The organism is Methylocystis sp. B8, from assembly GCF_005771425.1.
Taxonomy (GTDB): Bacteria; Pseudomonadota; Alphaproteobacteria; order Rhizobiales; family Beijerinckiaceae; genus Methylocystis.
Genome location: NZ_VBTZ01000001.1, coordinates 100,775 through 116,038 on the forward strand (window position 1 = coordinate 100,775; position 15,264 = coordinate 116,038).

Here is a 15,264-nt window from a genome sequence, read left to right on the forward strand (position 1 = left end):
AGCCTTATTCAGAAGGCGGCGCGCAAACGCAGGCCAAAAACGTTGACTGGGCCGCGCGCGCTGTTGTGCGCGAGATTGACAAAGAGCTGATAATCGAAGGTTGTGTCTATATTCCTGCCGAAGCCGAGCTTGTAATAGGCCTCCAAGTTCTTTTCCCCGCCATAGGTGAGCGCGCCGTCGTAGATAAAGACGCCGCGGCCGCCGAGTCCCAAGTAGGCGACATGATCTCCCGTAATCCCGCTAAGAGCCCCCGCGACTCCGATCTCATCATCTTCGCGACCCCAAGCGGCGCCATCGGCCACCAAACCCATCGAGAGCTGCCTATCCAAGTCCGTGTAATCGACGATCTCATAACGTCCGTCGGACATGCTTGCGCGAAGGAAGAAGCCCAAATTCTCCACGATCTGCTGCTTGATGTTGACGCCGCCGCCCGGCTTGAAATGCCGCCGCCGCGCCGGCTCGAGATCAGGCGGTAGAGTTCCGTTCACAAGCGCAAGGTTGATCGCGTCCTGATATTTCGCGAAGCGGCCGTTGTCGCCGAAGAGCAGAAATTTGATCGCGCCAGGCTGTCCGAGCATTTCGTAACGCGCCTCGAGCTCCGTGACGCCCATATACTGGCGGAACAATTCCTGTTCGATGAACGGGCCGTTGGGAATCGACGAAAGCTGGAACACGCCGCCCCGTAACGTCCACCAATTTTGCTTCCACTCGACAGCGAGTCCGTGGGTATAGCCCCAGGCGTCGGCGGCGTAGTCGAACGCGCCCAGCGAGTTGAAGGCGAAGTTCAGAAAGCCTGTCGTGGGGTCATGGGCGTAAATATTGTCGTCGAAAACGTCGCCGACGGCGAATTTACCGAGCGTGATGATAATACGGTCCTTGTCGACCCTGCCCGAGACTTGGTTCTGCACCGATTCGAGCACTTCGCTCCGCGAACCTTCGTCGGGGTCATGCGTACGGTCGCCATCCGTATCGAGGCCGATAATCTCCCGCAGGAAGTAACGCTGGAAGCGCATATAGGGCGCGGCGCGCCCCAGTTTCTGCGCGATGCCGTTTGGGTAGGCCGCTGCGCCGAGCGCATTGTGAGGTCCAAAGCCTTCATCCACTTCGGGGTTGAGATAGACCGCTCCTCCTTCCCAAAGGCGCAGACCGAGAAATAAATTGTTCTGGGTGAGGGCATTGCAAATGCCCCGCGAAGGAAAGCTGCCCGGTCCATCATATTTGGCGGGAAATCTCGGCAGGCCTTGCACAACGCTCACCGTCTGGGCGTGAACGCTATAGCGTTCGGTCTTGACGTCGTCCTCCTTATCCCCGCCGTCGCCAACGTTCCTGTGCGGGCCATATTCCAGGGCCCCCGGGATTCTGTCGCTTTCGCCGAAATGGTAATTCAGGCCAAAGCGCAGGATGTGGTTTTCGTTGCGAATCCTCGAGTGGTAAAGGAAGAACGAGCCATTATCGAAGGTTTGCGTGTTCAGCGACTGGCTGAGGAACAGATATTCCGCGCGCGCCGACCAGTCGGCGGCAAAAGCGTATTCGAGGCCGCCGCCAATAATGTATTTCATTCGCGAGGACTGCGACCAATTCGCCGCGAAGTCGTTGCCTCCGCCGAAAGAAAGCGTCGCGGCTCCGCGTTCGCCGCCCGCCGCGACGCCGCCGGTCAAGTAAAGCAGCGCGCGGTCATAGGAGATGCCCAAGCGTCCACGAACGCTCGCAAAAAATTTAGCTGCGGGGCTCGGATTCAGCGTGAAGATCGGCGCCCCCGGATAGGCTGGCGACGTGGCGAAGAGACCGTTAGGAGGTTGGCGGCCATCGAGCAAAGCCAGTTCGGTCTCGAAGCCCCAGACCCAAGGGCCATGTTGCCAATTATATCCGGCCTGCGCGCCGACCGTGACGCCGGTTCGCGTCTCGCTCGCCGGGTAAAGGTCGAAAACCGGCGAGCCGAAGCCGCTGCCCGCCTGCAGGCGCTCTCCGCGATGCAAAGGAAAGCCGGCGCCGAAGCTCGCGCCGAGATAAAGGCCCGCCCAATTGAAAACCGGCGGCGGCGCGTCTTCCGCCCATGCCGCGAAGGGGAAGAGAAAAGCCAGTAAAACCGCTAGCAGGCGCCGCTTCCGTGATGAGCGACCAATCGTCACGGAAGGGCGCTGAGAATAACGCATCTCAAAGCTTCTCTTTTTTTGAGACGCCTCTCATCAAAACGCCGCCCGAAGCCTCAAGCCGAAGACGTTGATCGGTCCGCGCGCACTGTTATGCGCGGGATTGACAAGGAGTTGGTAATCCAAGGTCGCGTCCATGTCCTTGCCGAAGCCGATTTTGTAATAGGCCTCCATATTCTTCTCGCCGGCGTATGACAGCGCGCCGTCGCCGATATAGACGCTCGTTCCGCCAAGTTCGAAGTAGCGCACGCGATCGCCATGCAGTCCGCCCAAGGCGCCGGCGACGCCAATCTCATCGTCGTCGCGTCCCCATAGAGCCCCGCCAGCGACGACGCCCATCGAGAGCTGCCGATCGACATCCGTATAGGCGACCGTTTCATAGCGGCCGTCGGTCATGCTGGCGCGCAGGAAGAAGCCGAGATGCGGCGCGATCTGCTGCTTGATGTTTATCCCGCCGCCGGTTTTCACCGCGCGCCCGCGCGCAGTGTCGACGCGCGGCGGGAAATCGTTGGCGAGATAGGCGTAACGTATGACATTGTCGATCTTGCTTATGTAACCGTTGTCGCCATAAGCGAGGAATTTGATTGCGCCGGGCTGGTTGAAAACCTCATAGCGCGCCTCAAATTCGACGACGCCCATGAATTGTCGAAATATTTGCGGCTCGATGTCCAAACCGTTCGGGATGGTCGGGAGCTGAAACACGCCGCCGCGCGCGGTCCACCAGTCCTGCTTCCATTCAACCGCAAGTCCATAGGTATAGCCCCAGGCGTCGGCCGCGTAGTCGAAGGCGCCCATCGTATTGAACGCGAAGTTGAGGAAGCCAGTGGTCGGATCATGCGCATAGATGTTGTCGTCAAACACGTCGCCGACGGCGAATTTTCCAAGCGTGATGATGATCCGATCCTTGTCCACCTTGCCCGAAATCTGGTTTTGCGTCGATTCGAGCACCTCGCTCCGCGAGCCTGTATCCGAATCTCTCTCTTTCGCGCCGTCTTCATTCAATCCGATGATCTGACGTAGAAAGTAGCGTTGGAATCGCATGTAGGGCGCGGCGCGTCCAACCTTTGCGACTGCGCTGTTCACATAGGCCGCGGCGCCCACTGAATTCGCCAAGCCATAGCCCTGATCAACCTCTGGATTGAGATAGGCGGCGCCGCCCTCCCAGAGGCGGAGGCCAAGGAAGAGATTGGTCGTCGAGCCCTCATTCGCCTTACCGCCTGACGGAAAGCTGTTGGGGCCGTCATAGAGCGCGCGAAAACGCGGATAGGCTTGGACGACATGGGTTGTCTGCGCGTGGACGCTATAGAGTTCCGGCGCGTCATGCGCGTCGGCGCTCTCGTCCTTGCCGGAGTTCTGGCCGTTGCCGCCATGATGGCCGTTGCGTCCGGTTTGCGGCCGTCCATATTCGATCTCGCCCGGAATTCGATTGTCTTCGCCGAAATGAAAATTCAGTCCGAAGCGCAACAGATGGTTCTCGTTGCGTACACGCGACACATAGGTAAAGTCCGCGCCATTATCGAAGAGCTGTGTGTTCAGAGATTGATTGAGGAAGAGATATTCGGCGCGCGCCGACCAATTGTCGGCGAAGGCGTATTCGAACCCGGCGCCGATCGCATATTTCATCCGCGAGGATTGCGACCAGGGCGCATAGAAAATCGCATCGGGCCCGCCGGCGCCGAGCGTCAGTGTCGCCGGACCTCTCGCGCCGCCCGCCGCGACGCCGCCCGTAAAATAAATAAGCGAGCGGTCCCACGCATAGCCGACTCGTCCGCGAATGCTTGCGAAGAAATTGGCGCTTGAATTCGACGCAAGCGAGAAGAATGGCGGCGGCGGATAGGCGGGCGAAGCCAAGTATATGCCGGTCGGCCCCCGCCTTCCGTCGAGAAGGCTCAAGTCCGTTTCGAAACCCCAGACCCAGTGCCCTTTCTGCCAATTATATCCAGCCTGCGCGCCGACTGTGACGCCGGGGCGCGTCGCGCTCGGAGGATAAAGATCGAAAATGGGCGAACCGAAGCCGCTTGCCGCCTGAAGCCGTTCGCCCGGATGCAGCGGAAAGCCGCCCCCCAGACTCGCGCCCATGTAAAGGCCGGCCCAGTTGAAGAGCGGCGGCGACGCATCCTCGGCGCGCGCGCTCGAACTTAGCGCGCAAAAGGCGAAGTCAAGAAAGAAGATAAAAAAAGCGTGCGCCACGGCGATCGCCGTCGCCCTATGTAGCATGGCGTGAGCGCTCGAATATGGGCGGGATCGCGGCCTATGCATGCGCGTTTCTTAGAGCCGTGCCGGCTGCGTCTCCGTTAATAAGCGATAAGGCTGCGCGAGAACATTTCATGCGTCCGAGCGCGAATCATCTTTCGGCCAATAGTAAAACTCTGTGACAGATTTTCGCAGCGCCATTGGCGCAGTCCTTGCTATGAATTGCAGAAAAGGGCCGGCAGCCGCTGAAAACAAGGCTTAACGCCGCCAAAAGGGAGTTCTCGCAATGGACTCACGCCTGACGCAGTTCGATGAACTGGCTGGGGCGGACGGCCGTATCCGCGCCCCTTATCGAAAGCTGTCGCGATGGCTCGCCGAAACGCCGCCTGAACTCTTGGCCTCGCGGCGCGAGCAGGCGGAGCTCCTGTTTCGGCGCATCGGCATTACTTTCGCGGTCTATGGCGCGCAGGAAGCGACCGAACGGCTCATTCCCTTCGACATCCTGCCGCGCATACTCGCGCGCAGCGAATGGGCGACGCTGGAAAAGGGCCTCATTCAGCGCGTCGCCGCGCTCAACGCCTTTCTTGCCGACATCTATGGCGCCGGCGAGATTTTAAAGGCCGGAGTCGTTCCAGCCGATCTCGTCTATCGCAACCCCGCCTATTGTCCCGAAATGGCGGGCCGTCGCGTGCCCTATGACATCTTCGTGCATATCGCCGGCGTTGACATCGTGCGCACCGACGATCAGGGTTTCTTTGTTCTAGAAGACAATGCGCGTACGCCCTCGGGCGTCTCCTACATGCTCGAGAACCGCGAAGTGATGATGCGGCTTTTTCCCGAGCTTTTCGCGCTGCATCGCGTCGCGCCGATCGAAAACTATCCCGACGAGCTGCTCGCGACCCTGCGCTCGGTCGCGCCGCCGCACGCCAATGGCGATCCGACGATCGTGTTGATGACTCCGGGCCAATATAATTCGGCCTTCTACGAACACTCGTTTCTCGCCGACAAGCTTGGCGTCGAGCTTGTCGAGGGCCGAGATCTCTTCGTTCGCGATGATGTGGTTTATATGCGCACGACCGAAGGTCCGCGCCGCGTCGACGTGATCTATCGGCGCATCGACGACGACTTCCTCGATCCGCTATGTTTCCGCCCGGATTCGGCGCTGGGCGTCGCGGGCCTGATGGGCGCCTATCACGCAGGCAATGTGACGCTGGCGAATGCAGTTGGCGCCGGCGCCGCCGACGACAAGGCGATGTATACCTACATGCCTGACATTATTAAGTTTTACCTCGGAGAAGCGCCGCTGTTGCAGAATGTTCCGACCTTCCGCTGCCGCGAAGACGAAGCGCTGGCTTACGTCCTCGACCACCTCGAAGAGCTCGTCGTCAAGGAAGTCAACGGCTCTGGCGGCTACGGCATGCTCGTTGGGCCCCATGCGTCGAAGGCGCAGATCGAGGAGTTTCAAGCAAAGCTTAAGGCGCATCCGCAGAATTTCATTGCGCAACCGACGCTGGCGCTCTCCACATGCCCCATCGCTTTGGCGAGCGGCGTCGCGCCGCGTCATGTCGATCTGCGGCCCTTCGTCCTGCAAGGCGCAAATGGCGCGCGGGTCGTGCCGGGCGGCTTGACCCGGGTCGCCATGACGGAGAAATCGCTCGTCGTGAATTCAAGCCAGGGCGGCGGGACCAAAGACACTTGGGTGATTGACGACGCCTGGGTCGACGAGGAGGCGATGGGCCAAGCGTGACGAGACGCTCGTTCTCCGTAATGATTATCCACGATCGCCAGAGCGCTCATAACCGGACGAGCTGATGCTTTCCCGCACCGCCGACAATTTGTATTGGCTCGCCCGCTACATGGAGCGCGCCGATTTTCTGGCGCGCGCCATCCAGGCGTCACGCCGACTCGCGGCGCTGCCGAAGGCGTATGGCGGCGACGAAACTGAATGGGAAAGCGTATTGCTGTCGTCGGGGGCGGCGCTGGCGTTCGAAAGCTGCGGACGTCCTGTTAATGAAGCGAACGTCATCGCGTTTCTCACCTTCGCTCCCGAGAATCCGGGATCGATCCGAAATTGCCTTGAGCACGCCCGCTCCAATGCGCGCGCCGTGCGCACGGCGCTGACGATTGAAATGTGGGAGTCGATTAACGACGCCTATCTCGAAATGCGCGCGCTTGAGTCGCGCGACGGCGTTCCTTGCGCCGAGGAGCTTGCGCGCTTTCTCGAAGTCATCAAGCTGACCTCGCTGACCTATGACGGCGGCGCTTATCGCACTATGCTGCGCAACGACGCTTATTGGTTCTCGCGCGTCGGGCTTTTCATTGAGCGCGCCGACAACACGGCGCGTCTGCTGGACGTGAAATACCATGTGCTGCTGCCCCAGAAGGAAGTTGTTGGCGGTTCGCTCGATTATTTCCAATGGTCGGCCATTCTGCGCGCCGTGTCGGCGCACACCGCCTATCACTGGGTCTATCGCACCAGCATGAAGCCGTGGCTCGTCGCCGATCTCCTCATCTTAAGGCCTGAAATGCCGCGCTCCCTCATTTCCTGCTATGAATCGATCGTGCGCAATCTTGATAGTCTCGCCCGCGCCCATGGCCGCCAGGGCGCATCGCAGCGCCACGCCCGTGGCGTTTACGGCAAGCTTGAGAAACTCACCATGGAGAGCGTCTTTCAAGGCGGCCTGCATGAATTTGTGCAAGGTTTCATCGCCGAGAACAACCGGCTGGGCGCACTGATTTCCGAGCAATACCTCTTCTAAGCGAAGACCGATGCGCATTCGCATACGCCACGAGACGACCTATCGTTATGCAGAGCCGCCGCGGATGGCGGTGCAGCACCTACGCCTGACGCCACGTAACTACGACGGGCAGCATGTCGTCGACTGGCGCATCGACGTTGATCGCGATTGCAGACTGGTGCAGTCGGAGGACGCCTTCGGCAATATGCTCCACCGCTTTTCCGTGGATGGACCGCTCGAGTCGATCTCCACCGTCGTCGAGGGCGAGGTGACGACCTTCGACACGGCCGGAGTCGCATCGGGCGCGGTCGAACGTTTTCCGCCGATCGTTTACATGCGGGAGACGCCGCTGACGTCGCCAAGCGCCGGGATCTCCGAATTCGCGCGCAAAACTGCATCGAAGGAAAGCGGAACGCTCGGCAAGCTCCATGCGCTGCTTGGCGCGCTCCATGAATCATTCACATTCGACGCTGACGCCACCCATGCGGCGACGACCGCTGCGGAATGTTTCGAGCATCGCATGGGCGTCTGCCAAGACTTCGCGCATCTTTTCATCGCCTGCGCGCGTGAGATCGGCGCGCCGGCGCGTTATGTGAGCGGCTATTTCCTTCGCACCGATGCGGAGGATCAGGTCGCCGGCCACGCATGGGCCGAGGCCTATGTCGAGGATCTTGGCTGGGTGGGCTTCGACCCCGCGCATGGCGTTTCGCCGCACGAAAATCATGTGCGCGTCGCGGTGGCGCTCGACTATCTCGGCGCCGCGCCAATCCGCGGCGCGCGATCCGGCGGCGCCGAGGAGACGATGGACGTCAAGGTGCGTGTGGCGCAGATGCCCGTCTTCAGCCAGTCCCAATCACAGTCGCAGTAGCGGGATCTAAGAGACAGATCGCCGGGCCAAGCACCGCGCTTTCCGGCGGCTCGATGTCTTGTCGCGAAGGCGCACACAAGCCAGTTTCAACGCCCGATACGAAGCGCAGGCCATATTCATTGTATTGAAGATCGCAGGCGCCGCTCTCGTTCAGCGCCACGACGATGCACGGCCAGACGCCCTTCCTCTGCCAGCGGTGGTAGCGCGTGTAGGCTGTGTACCATTTGCCGAAATGCGGCGGCAGGGTGCGCCATGCCGAGCCGGTGCGAAGGATCCAGAACACCGCTTCAAGAAAAAGCCGGTTGTCGCGTCCCCTGCAGCCGGGATCGCCTGCTTTTCCAGGAAGGACGGGGGCGACGGCATGCCAAAGCTCTTCAGAAAGGTAATTTTCAATCAATTGATCCTCCGCCGCGGCGTGAGCGACGTCGACCCGGTTGGAGCCAAAGGTCCGCCGGAGGCCATAATGGTTAACTCTACCTTAAGTTGTATAAATATGTAACACAACCTTAGCTTAATCAGTGACGTCAAGGGTTGTGGTCTTCAGATCCGCCGCCGGGGGATAGTGCACGCGCTTGCGACTTATGCGCCCCTGTGGCACACAGTCGCCGAAATCCTCGACGCCGTTTCAGTCGTTTCGAGCGATCAAACGCTGCAGTAGCTCAGTGGTAGAGCACTCCCTTGGTAAGGGAGAGGTCGAGAGTTCAATCCTCTCTTGCAGCACCAGCTTTCTCTAAGGAAATCCACGACCTTGCGAGAGACGCGCGCGACGTTTCACCACGTTCGGGACGGAACGGAACGCCAAAACGCGCGCAAAGTTAGGTGAAAACTGGGTAGCGCATTCGCCTTCTGGACCGGCGGCTCAAAAAGAAATCGCCGCGCATGGGTTGGAGCCCAGCGCGGCGACAAAACTTAAGGTGAAGGCATCGAACTTACGTCAACCACAATACGTCGGCGGCTGCTTTTTCGCAACTGCGAAATTGCCGAGCCGCGCGAAGCTTGTGCGCAAGTGGCCGCCAATGGAGAGTCGCCAATGCTTGTCGCCTCACTAGGCCTCTCTACGTAAGCTTGCGCCCGTCTCTCTCCGAATAGGTTCGGGGCTTATTTGAGGGCGGAGGAGCTCGCGGATTTACGACAGTGAACCAGGGCGGCCGCCTATCTCATCTTGGCAATCTTCAAGATTGGAGAGGATGTCATGGCTAAGCGCCCGAGCCGCTCCGGAATAGGGGCGTCGTTTGCATCTCTCGTCGCAGGAGTCGGCTTGCTCACGCTGGGAACGTGGATCGGCCCGACGTGGGAAGGCGTCGTGTTCGACGCTCTCGGGATGGCTTCTTTGGTCGCGCTTCTTTGGTTGTACTAGCGGTGAAGCGCGCATTCTTGAGGAGGACAGCATGCTGAGAAGGATATTGACCGCTTCCATCTGCGCTGGCGGCGTTTTGCTTTCCGGCGCCGTTTTCGCTCAAACGCCGACGGTCGCTCCGGACTGCGCCGCACAGGCGAGCGAAAAGAAGCTCCATGGCGCGGCGCTGAACAGCTTCATGAAAAAGTGCGAAAAAGACGCGGCCATCGCTTCGTGCGATGCCGCCGCGGCTGACAAGAAGCTGGCGGGCGCCGCCAAGACGAGCTTCACGAAGAAGTGCGTCAAGGACGCGGTAGGGAAGCCGAGCGCGCAGTAAAACATCATGGGCATCGTGCGGCGTCTGTGGCGCCCGCCGAATCTGTTGCTGCCCTGAAGAAAACGCTTTCAGCTGAGCGGATCTAGTGCGGGACTCTTTGCCTGCTGGCTGGTTTCTGAATGGGCGCCGCGCGGACTGGTCCGTGCGCGATGCTCACTCAGAAAGGAGCGCGCTCAAACGCGAGAAGGCCTTCGAGCTGTAATTGCCAAAGGGAAGGCTTTCGAAAAAGGCCTCCGTGCCCTGCGGGTTTTGGCCCCAGGCGATCAGGAAGCCCGCCACAACCAAAAGCAGCAGGGAAAGCAGCCCCGACAAGAGGCCGGCGAGAACGCCAATCGCCAAAGCGGCTCCGAGCTTGGTCCTGATGTTGATCGCCATGGTTGATTCTCCTGTCGCGCGTCAAACTGCACTCGCTTAGATTAACATGGTTAATCTGACGTTACAGCCCACATGAATATCGGCGTCGGCGTCGGCTTGTGTGGAGGATAGTCGAGAGTTCAGGACTGCCCGGCGCAAACCCCGCGCCTACGCGCGGCGCTGAGGGACCCCCGTAATCGGAGCTTCCGTGGCCGGAGCCTTCAGCCGCCGTAGTAACCCACAATCGCCGCGCCAAGGAAAAATCCAATTGCGCCCAAAATCATCAGTCTTGTGAAGCCGTCCGGCATGATTCTCTCCGCTCAGCGCCGCTCGCTTCAAATTAGCGGTCTCAGCTCCAAGATCAAGAAGCGCGCTACGGGCCGACCCTCGTGATGAGCAAAGGGGAAAAAAATAAACCGCAGGCGAAAGGCCTGCGGTTTCACAAAATAAATTTGCGCTTACTGATTGTAGAAAGCGACGCAGACGCGGTTGCCGTCATAGTCCCAGCCCCACTTCGCGCAGCGCTGCGGCGGAGCGGTCGCCGCTCCGACGATGGCGCCGCTCGCCGCGCCGAGGGCGGCTCCGGCCAGCGTGCCGCCTGCGCGCCCGCCCGAAGCCAGCGCGCCGATGCCCGCGCCGCCTAACCCGCCGATCACGGCCCCGCCCGCGGCGCGTTCGCCGGGCGTATTGCATGCCGTAAGGGGCGCGGCCGCCGCTAAGACGGTCGTCAGCAGCAGAACCTTCTTCATGCGTGTCTCCTCAAGGATGTTTCTCGATATTCGCATCCAGGCGACGCGACGTCTGACAAGCTCGGTTGAGAGCGCCGCGAATTCTGTATGACGCCGCGGCCGACAGCTGCTTGGGGAAAACCGCAAGCCGCATTGGCGTCGGGCGCAGATTAAAGACCTGCGCCCTTCATGGCTGTCGCAAAAATACAACATCGCGGCGAGCTTGGAGCGCCCGCCTTTGCGGAAAAGACCAAAACTCGCCGATTTTTAGCCATGAATTTTGTGTGTCGCGCTTGGGGCCGGAGCGTAAATTTGGTAGCAGCCACTGTCATTTGTCCAAAGGATATCGCACTCATGGATGCACCCGCCCGCGCCGAGGAGTTTCGCCGTCGTCTCGACGCCGCCGCCGAGGCGACCGAGGCGGCGCTCGACGCGCTGCTCTCGGCTGCGCCGCTCCCGGGCGAGATCGCGCGTCCCACGCGCCTTCTCGAGGCGATGCGCTATTCGTCGCTTGGCGGCGGCAAACGGTTGCGGCCCTTTCTCGTCATTGAATCCGCGCGGCTCTTCGGCGTCATCGGCGAAGCGGCGTTGCGCACCGCCTGCGCGCTCGAAATGATTCATTGCTATTCGCTCGCCCATGACGATTTGCCAGCGATGGACGATGATGATCTCCGCCGCGGTCGGCCGACGACTCATAAGGCGTTCGATGAGGCGACGGCGATCCTCGCTGGCGACGGGCTCTTGACCTACGCCTTCGACGTCATCGCCGATCCCAAAACGCATTTGGATGCGGGCGTGCGCGCCGCTTTGGTGCTCGCCTTGGCGCGCGCAGCGGGTCTTGGCGGCATGGTTGGCGGACAGGCGCTCGATCTTGCCGCAGAAACTGCGGCGACCCCTCTGTCGCTCGAAGAAACTTTGCAGATGCAGGCGATGAAGACCGGCGCTCTATTACGCTTCGCGGTCGACGCCGGCGCGATTCTTGGCGGCGCTACCGCACAACAAGCACGTGCGCTGACGCGTTATGGCGAAGCGCTCGGCGCCGCCTTTCAAATCGCCGACGACATTCTCGACGCCGAGGGCGACAGCGCCGCGCTCGGAAAACGAGCGGGCAAGGACGCAGAACGCGGAAAGGCGACGCTTGTCGGTCTCCTTGGTCTCGACGCCGCCCGCGAAAGACGAGACTCGCTTGTCGAAGAAGCCACCGCGGCGTTGCGCGAAACCGGATTAGGAGAGGGGACCGACATTCTGGCTGAGGCAGCCTATTTCGTCGCCGCGCGGCGTAACTGAGGGATTGCGCCCATGCGCAGGGAAGGGCTGTCAAAGAACCCACGGCGCGCTTTGGCGATTCTTGCGCCCTTTCGAATTATCCGAGCGCGGCCGCAGCTCTTTTTGAGCAGCGTGATCGGCCTCGCCGTCGGAGTTCTACTGCCGCAGGCGATGCAGCCTGTTTCTCGCGCGCTGATCGGCTGGAATGCGTTTACGCTTTGCTATTTCGCGTTGGTGGCGATGTCCGTCGCCGGCGCGACGCATGAGACCATCCGCGAACGGGCGCAACGTCTGGATGAGGGCCGCTTTGTCATGCTGTTGCTGACGACGGCGATCGCAACCGCGTCTTTCGGCGCGGTCGTCATTCAGCTCGGTTCAGTGAAGGGCATGGAAGGCTGGGAGAAAGGCGCATCGGTCGCGCTGACCATCATCACCGTGCTGAATTCCTGGCTGTTCCTGCATCTGACATTCGCATTTCATTATGCGCATGAATATTACTTTGAGGAGGAGAGCGATCCCGGCGAGCCGCCGGAAGCGAGAGGCGGCCTGCATTTTCCCAACACCAAGACGCCGCAATACATCGACTTCCTGTATTTTTCCTACGTCATCGGCGTCGCCTTTCAGACGGCCGACATAGAAACCTGCTCGTCGCCGATGAGACTGCTGGTGGCGACGCATGGCATCGTCGCCTTTTTTTACAACACGACCATCCTCGCGCTTATGGTGAATATCGCCAGTCAGTTGGTTTGATGGCCATGCGCGACGACGTGGCGACATCCGACATTAAGACCGAAGCGGCGCGACTGCGCGCCATACTGGTCGGCTCCGTCGGCAATCTCGTCGAATGGTATGACTTCTATGTCTATTCCGCTTTTTCGCTTTATTTCGCCGATTCATTCTTTCCCGGCCATGATCCCGTCGCGCAAATGATGGCCGCCTCCGGCGTCTTCGCGCTCGGTTTCTTCATGCGGCCGATCGGCGCCTATATTTTCGGCCGCATCGGCGATGGTCGCGGCCGCCGTCTCGCGCTGATGCTCTCGGTCATGTTGATGTGTCTCGGCTCGCTCCTCGTCGCGCTCGCGCCGACCTATGCGATGATCGGCGTCGGGGCGCCGGCGACGTTGCTCTTCGCGCGCTTAATCCAGGGCGTCAGTCTTGGCGGCGAATATGGTTCGAGCGCGACCTATCTCGCCGAAATGGCGCATCCGGAGCGGCGCGGCTTCTATTCGAGCTTCCAATATGTGACGATGATCGCCGGACAATTGCTTGCGCTTTGCGTGCTGCTGATCCTGCAAGATGTCGCGCTCGACGCTCAGGCGTTGCGCGACTGGGGATGGCGCATCCCCTTCGCCTTTGGCGCGCTGCTCGCGATCGTCGCGCTTTTCATGCGTCGCGATCTTGCCGAGACGCCCGCCTTCAAGTCGTCTCGCGCCGAACGCAAGCGCGGCTCGCTCACCGCGCTCCTTGCGCATAAGCGAGAGACCGCGATAGTCGTTGGACTGACGCTCGGCGGCACCATCGCCTTCTATGTCTATACGACCTATATGCAGAAGTTTCTCAAACTGTCCGCAGGACTGAGCGATCGGCAGACGACGTGGATTGCGGCCGGCTCGCTTCTCTTCGCGCTCTGCCTTCAGCCGCTTTATGGCGCTATATCGGATCGCGTCGGCCGCCGGCCGATGCTCATCGCCTTCGGCGCGCTGGGTACGATCTTTACCGCGCCGCTGCTGACCGCCATACAGAACGCACGCGACGCATGGACCGCCTTCGCGCTGATCTGCTGCGCCTGGCTGATCGTCGCGCTTTATACGTCGATCAACGCCGTCGTGAAGGCGGAGCTTTTTCCTGCAGCGATCCGAGTCACGGGCGTCGCTTTGCCTTATGCGGCGACGGTGTCTCTCTTCGGCGGCTCGGCGGAATATGTGGCGCTCTGGTTCAAGGCGCACGGCCATGAGAACTGGTTCTTCTACTATGCGAGCGCCGCGATTTTCATCTCGCTCATCGTCTATGCGACGATGCCGGATACGAAGAAGAATTCGCGGATTGAGCAAACACCACCGTAGTATGATATTTTTGAAGGGGGATTATCCCCTAAAAGCAAGTAGAAGATATAAACATATATTCGGGATCGACGCGCCCAACGCGCCGATTTCCGTTCCGAGGCGTTTGTTAAAGCCACGTTAACCCATCCCGGAGCGACCAAATCGCTCCGGGATTTTTGTACCATAACCCGCGAATCGATGTCCACCCTAATATAAGGGTTTGATAAAAATGGCTAAAAAGCAGTCAACGCCGCCGGTATCTAGCTTGGCCGGCAAAGTCCTCTCCGGCGCTAAGAAACCAACCGCTTCTGACGCGAAGAAGCTCGCCGCTTCCGTTCTGTCACAGGACGAGAAGAAGGGGCAGAAGAAGTAAGCGACGGCTCAGGTAGCCTCGTAAGCCTCACAACGCATCGTGCAGGTATCCGTATCACACCGGATACCTGCATGTTGCTTTCATCGTCGATCGATCCCATGTTTGGCGCGATAACCTTTACACTTTCCGTGTCTTGTATAAGCCATCCCACGGAAGCGCATCTAATGGCTTGATATGGGTTGAACTCATGTAGGTGCGACCAAGCTGGTATGGGCTGGGCGCTATCTTCCCATTCAACCATAACGAGGGGGCATCGCTTGGCCATTGTTCAGTCCTTAAGCCTCTCGGAAGCAGTGCTTCTGGCAGATTAGAGGAATTCATCGCCCAAGAGGAAGCTCGTGGCATCGGGCCGGCTGACCGCGCTAAGTTCGACAGAGATGCGATCAGAAGATCAAACATCGCGTTCCGCATCTGGCGATGGTTCGAGCGGAAAGAAAACTCGCCGAGGTAGCGGTCCATGTGCTTCGCGCTGATGTGAATGTGCGTCGAAGCTACCGACTTCTTAAACAGTTTCCGGAAGCTCTCGACATTGTTCGTGTGATGCGTCGCGTCGTGGCGATAATCGCAATACGCCCATTCCTTCGCGCCATGCTTTACCGCGCCATGCTTGTAGCCGTCGCCGGTCAGTAAGCCATAGCTGTAAAGCTCATCGGTCGAAACTGTCGCGCCCTTCTCGACATTCTCAAGAACGACGCCGCGCAGCGAGAGAGATGGCTGGTTCTTGGTCGCTACAAGAGGCAGCGACCGCCAGTTCAAGCACCCAACGAAGCCAGGTCGAACGACGGTCGCAGGTAAGCCGTCAGACGATATTTCGCCAGGAACGCTGAACAGTATTCAGAAACAGGCAGGCCTCAAGGAGAAGCCCTGACGCGTTACGCG

12 protein-coding genes, 1 tRNA gene and 2 pseudogenes are annotated in these 15,264 nt (G+C 60.0%); 9 read left to right on the forward strand and 6 right to left on the reverse strand.

Going from position 1 to position 15,264, the window contains the following annotated elements:
• Positions 1-8: 8 nt before the first annotated feature.
• Together FEV16_RS00470 and FEV16_RS00475 are read right to left on the reverse strand one after the other, a co-directional pair.
• Complete coding sequence (locus tag FEV16_RS00470) at positions 9-2,153, reverse strand: carbohydrate porin (protein WP_138165654.1); 2,145 nt, start codon at positions 2,151-2,153, stop codon at positions 9-11.
• A 33-nt stretch (positions 2,154-2,186) separates the two neighbouring features.
• Positions 2,187-4,340, reverse strand: a complete 2,154-nt coding sequence (locus FEV16_RS00475) for a carbohydrate porin (protein WP_246657097.1) — start codon at positions 4,338-4,340, stop codon at positions 2,187-2,189.
• A gap of 289 nt (positions 4,341-4,629) precedes the next feature.
• On the opposite strand from FEV16_RS00475, the gene FEV16_RS00480 reads away from it, so the two are divergent.
• From FEV16_RS00480 to FEV16_RS00490, 3 genes are all read left to right on the forward strand, one after another.
• Entirely contained in the window at positions 4,630-6,090 is a 1,461-nt protein-coding gene (locus FEV16_RS00480) for a circularly permuted type 2 ATP-grasp protein (protein WP_138165656.1), read from the forward strand.
• Positions 6,091-6,154: 64 nt separating this feature from the next.
• Positions 6,155-7,102, forward strand: a complete 948-nt coding sequence (locus tag FEV16_RS00485; RefSeq protein WP_138165657.1) for an alpha-E domain-containing protein — start codon at positions 6,155-6,157, stop codon at positions 7,100-7,102.
• 10 nt (positions 7,103-7,112) lie between these two features.
• Positions 7,113-7,949, forward strand: coding sequence for a transglutaminase family protein (locus FEV16_RS00490; protein WP_138165658.1), 837 nt, complete (start codon positions 7,113-7,115; stop codon positions 7,947-7,949).
• Positions 7,950-8,121: 172 nt separating this feature from the next.
• Here FEV16_RS00490 and FEV16_RS17100 read toward each other — a convergent pair.
• Positions 8,122-8,346, reverse strand: a pseudogene (locus FEV16_RS17100) (transposase); the annotation flags it as partial.
• Between the two features lie 251 nt (positions 8,347-8,597).
• On the opposite strand from FEV16_RS17100, the gene FEV16_RS00500 reads away from it, so the two are divergent.
• Both FEV16_RS00500 and FEV16_RS00505 read left to right on the forward strand, forming a co-directional pair.
• Positions 8,598-8,672, forward strand: a tRNA-Thr gene (locus tag FEV16_RS00500).
• Between the two features lie 665 nt (positions 8,673-9,337).
• Entirely contained in the window at positions 9,338-9,622 is a 285-nt protein-coding gene (locus FEV16_RS00505) for a PsiF family protein (protein WP_138165660.1), read from the forward strand.
• 153 nt (positions 9,623-9,775) lie between these two features.
• On the opposite strand, the gene FEV16_RS00510 is transcribed toward FEV16_RS00505, so the two are convergent.
• Together FEV16_RS00510 and FEV16_RS00515 are read right to left on the reverse strand one after the other, a co-directional pair.
• Positions 9,776-9,997 carry a hypothetical protein gene (locus tag FEV16_RS00510; RefSeq protein WP_138165661.1) on the reverse strand — a complete coding sequence of 74 codons (222 nt, stop codon included), beginning with the start codon at positions 9,995-9,997 and terminating at the stop codon, positions 9,776-9,778.
• 437 nt (positions 9,998-10,434) lie between these two features.
• Positions 10,435-10,725 (reverse strand): hypothetical protein, encoded by a 291-nt coding sequence (locus FEV16_RS00515; protein ID WP_138165662.1) that lies wholly within the window; start codon positions 10,723-10,725, stop codon positions 10,435-10,437.
• A 333-nt stretch (positions 10,726-11,058) separates the two neighbouring features.
• Here FEV16_RS00515 and FEV16_RS00520 point away from each other — a divergent pair, with 333 nt between their 5' ends.
• Genes FEV16_RS00520 through FEV16_RS00530 form a run of 3 tightly spaced genes read left to right on the forward strand, consistent with a single transcriptional unit; the run spans position 11,059 to position 14,033 of the window.
• Positions 11,059-11,991, forward strand: coding sequence for a polyprenyl synthetase family protein (locus tag FEV16_RS00520; protein WP_138165663.1), 933 nt, complete (start codon positions 11,059-11,061; stop codon positions 11,989-11,991).
• Positions 11,992-12,003: 12 nt separating this feature from the next.
• Positions 12,004-12,720: a DUF1345 domain-containing protein gene (locus tag FEV16_RS00525; protein WP_138165664.1), complete on the forward strand. Its 717-nt coding sequence runs from the start codon at positions 12,004-12,006 to the stop codon at positions 12,718-12,720.
• Between the two features lie 5 nt (positions 12,721-12,725).
• A complete protein-coding gene (locus FEV16_RS00530) occupies positions 12,726-14,033 on the forward strand; it encodes an MFS transporter (RefSeq protein ID WP_138165665.1) in 1,308 nt (435 codons plus the stop codon).
• Positions 14,034-14,802: 769 nt separating this feature from the next.
• Here FEV16_RS00530 and FEV16_RS00535 read toward each other — a convergent pair.
• A pseudogene (locus FEV16_RS00535) lies at positions 14,803-15,090 on the reverse strand (transposase); the annotation flags it as partial.
• A gap of 16 nt (positions 15,091-15,106) precedes the next feature.
• Between FEV16_RS00535 and FEV16_RS00540 the strand changes: the two are divergent.
• Positions 15,107-15,253 (forward strand): type II toxin-antitoxin system HicA family toxin, encoded by a 147-nt coding sequence (locus FEV16_RS00540; protein ID WP_138165666.1) that lies wholly within the window; start codon positions 15,107-15,109, stop codon positions 15,251-15,253.
• Positions 15,254-15,264 lie beyond the last annotated feature (11 nt).

What these genes read in the sequence shown, in the direction of transcription:
- FEV16_RS00470 (WP_138165654.1), bottom strand. Translation starts at nt 2,153, where the DNA reads ATGCGTTATTCTCAGCGCCCTTCCGTGACGATTGGTCGCTCATCACGG.
- FEV16_RS00480 (WP_138165656.1), top strand. Translation starts at nt 4,630, where the DNA reads ATGGACTCACGCCTGACGCAGTTCGATGAACTGGCTGGGGCGGACGGC.
- FEV16_RS00485 (WP_138165657.1), top strand. Translation starts at nt 6,155, where the DNA reads ATGCTTTCCCGCACCGCCGACAATTTGTATTGGCTCGCCCGCTACATG.
- FEV16_RS00490 (WP_138165658.1), top strand. Translation starts at nt 7,113, where the DNA reads ATGCGCATTCGCATACGCCACGAGACGACCTATCGTTATGCAGAGCCG.
- FEV16_RS00505 (WP_138165660.1), top strand. Translation starts at nt 9,338, where the DNA reads ATGCTGAGAAGGATATTGACCGCTTCCATCTGCGCTGGCGGCGTTTTG.
- FEV16_RS00510 (WP_138165661.1), bottom strand. Translation starts at nt 9,997, where the DNA reads ATGGCGATCAACATCAGGACCAAGCTCGGAGCCGCTTTGGCGATTGGC.
- FEV16_RS00515 (WP_138165662.1), bottom strand. Translation starts at nt 10,725, where the DNA reads ATGAAGAAGGTTCTGCTGCTGACGACCGTCTTAGCGGCGGCCGCGCCC.
- FEV16_RS00520 (WP_138165663.1), top strand. Translation starts at nt 11,059, where the DNA reads ATGGATGCACCCGCCCGCGCCGAGGAGTTTCGCCGTCGTCTCGACGCC.
- FEV16_RS00525 (WP_138165664.1), top strand. Translation starts at nt 12,004, where the DNA reads ATGCGCAGGGAAGGGCTGTCAAAGAACCCACGGCGCGCTTTGGCGATT.
- FEV16_RS00530 (WP_138165665.1), top strand. Translation starts at nt 12,726, where the DNA reads ATGCGCGACGACGTGGCGACATCCGACATTAAGACCGAAGCGGCGCGA.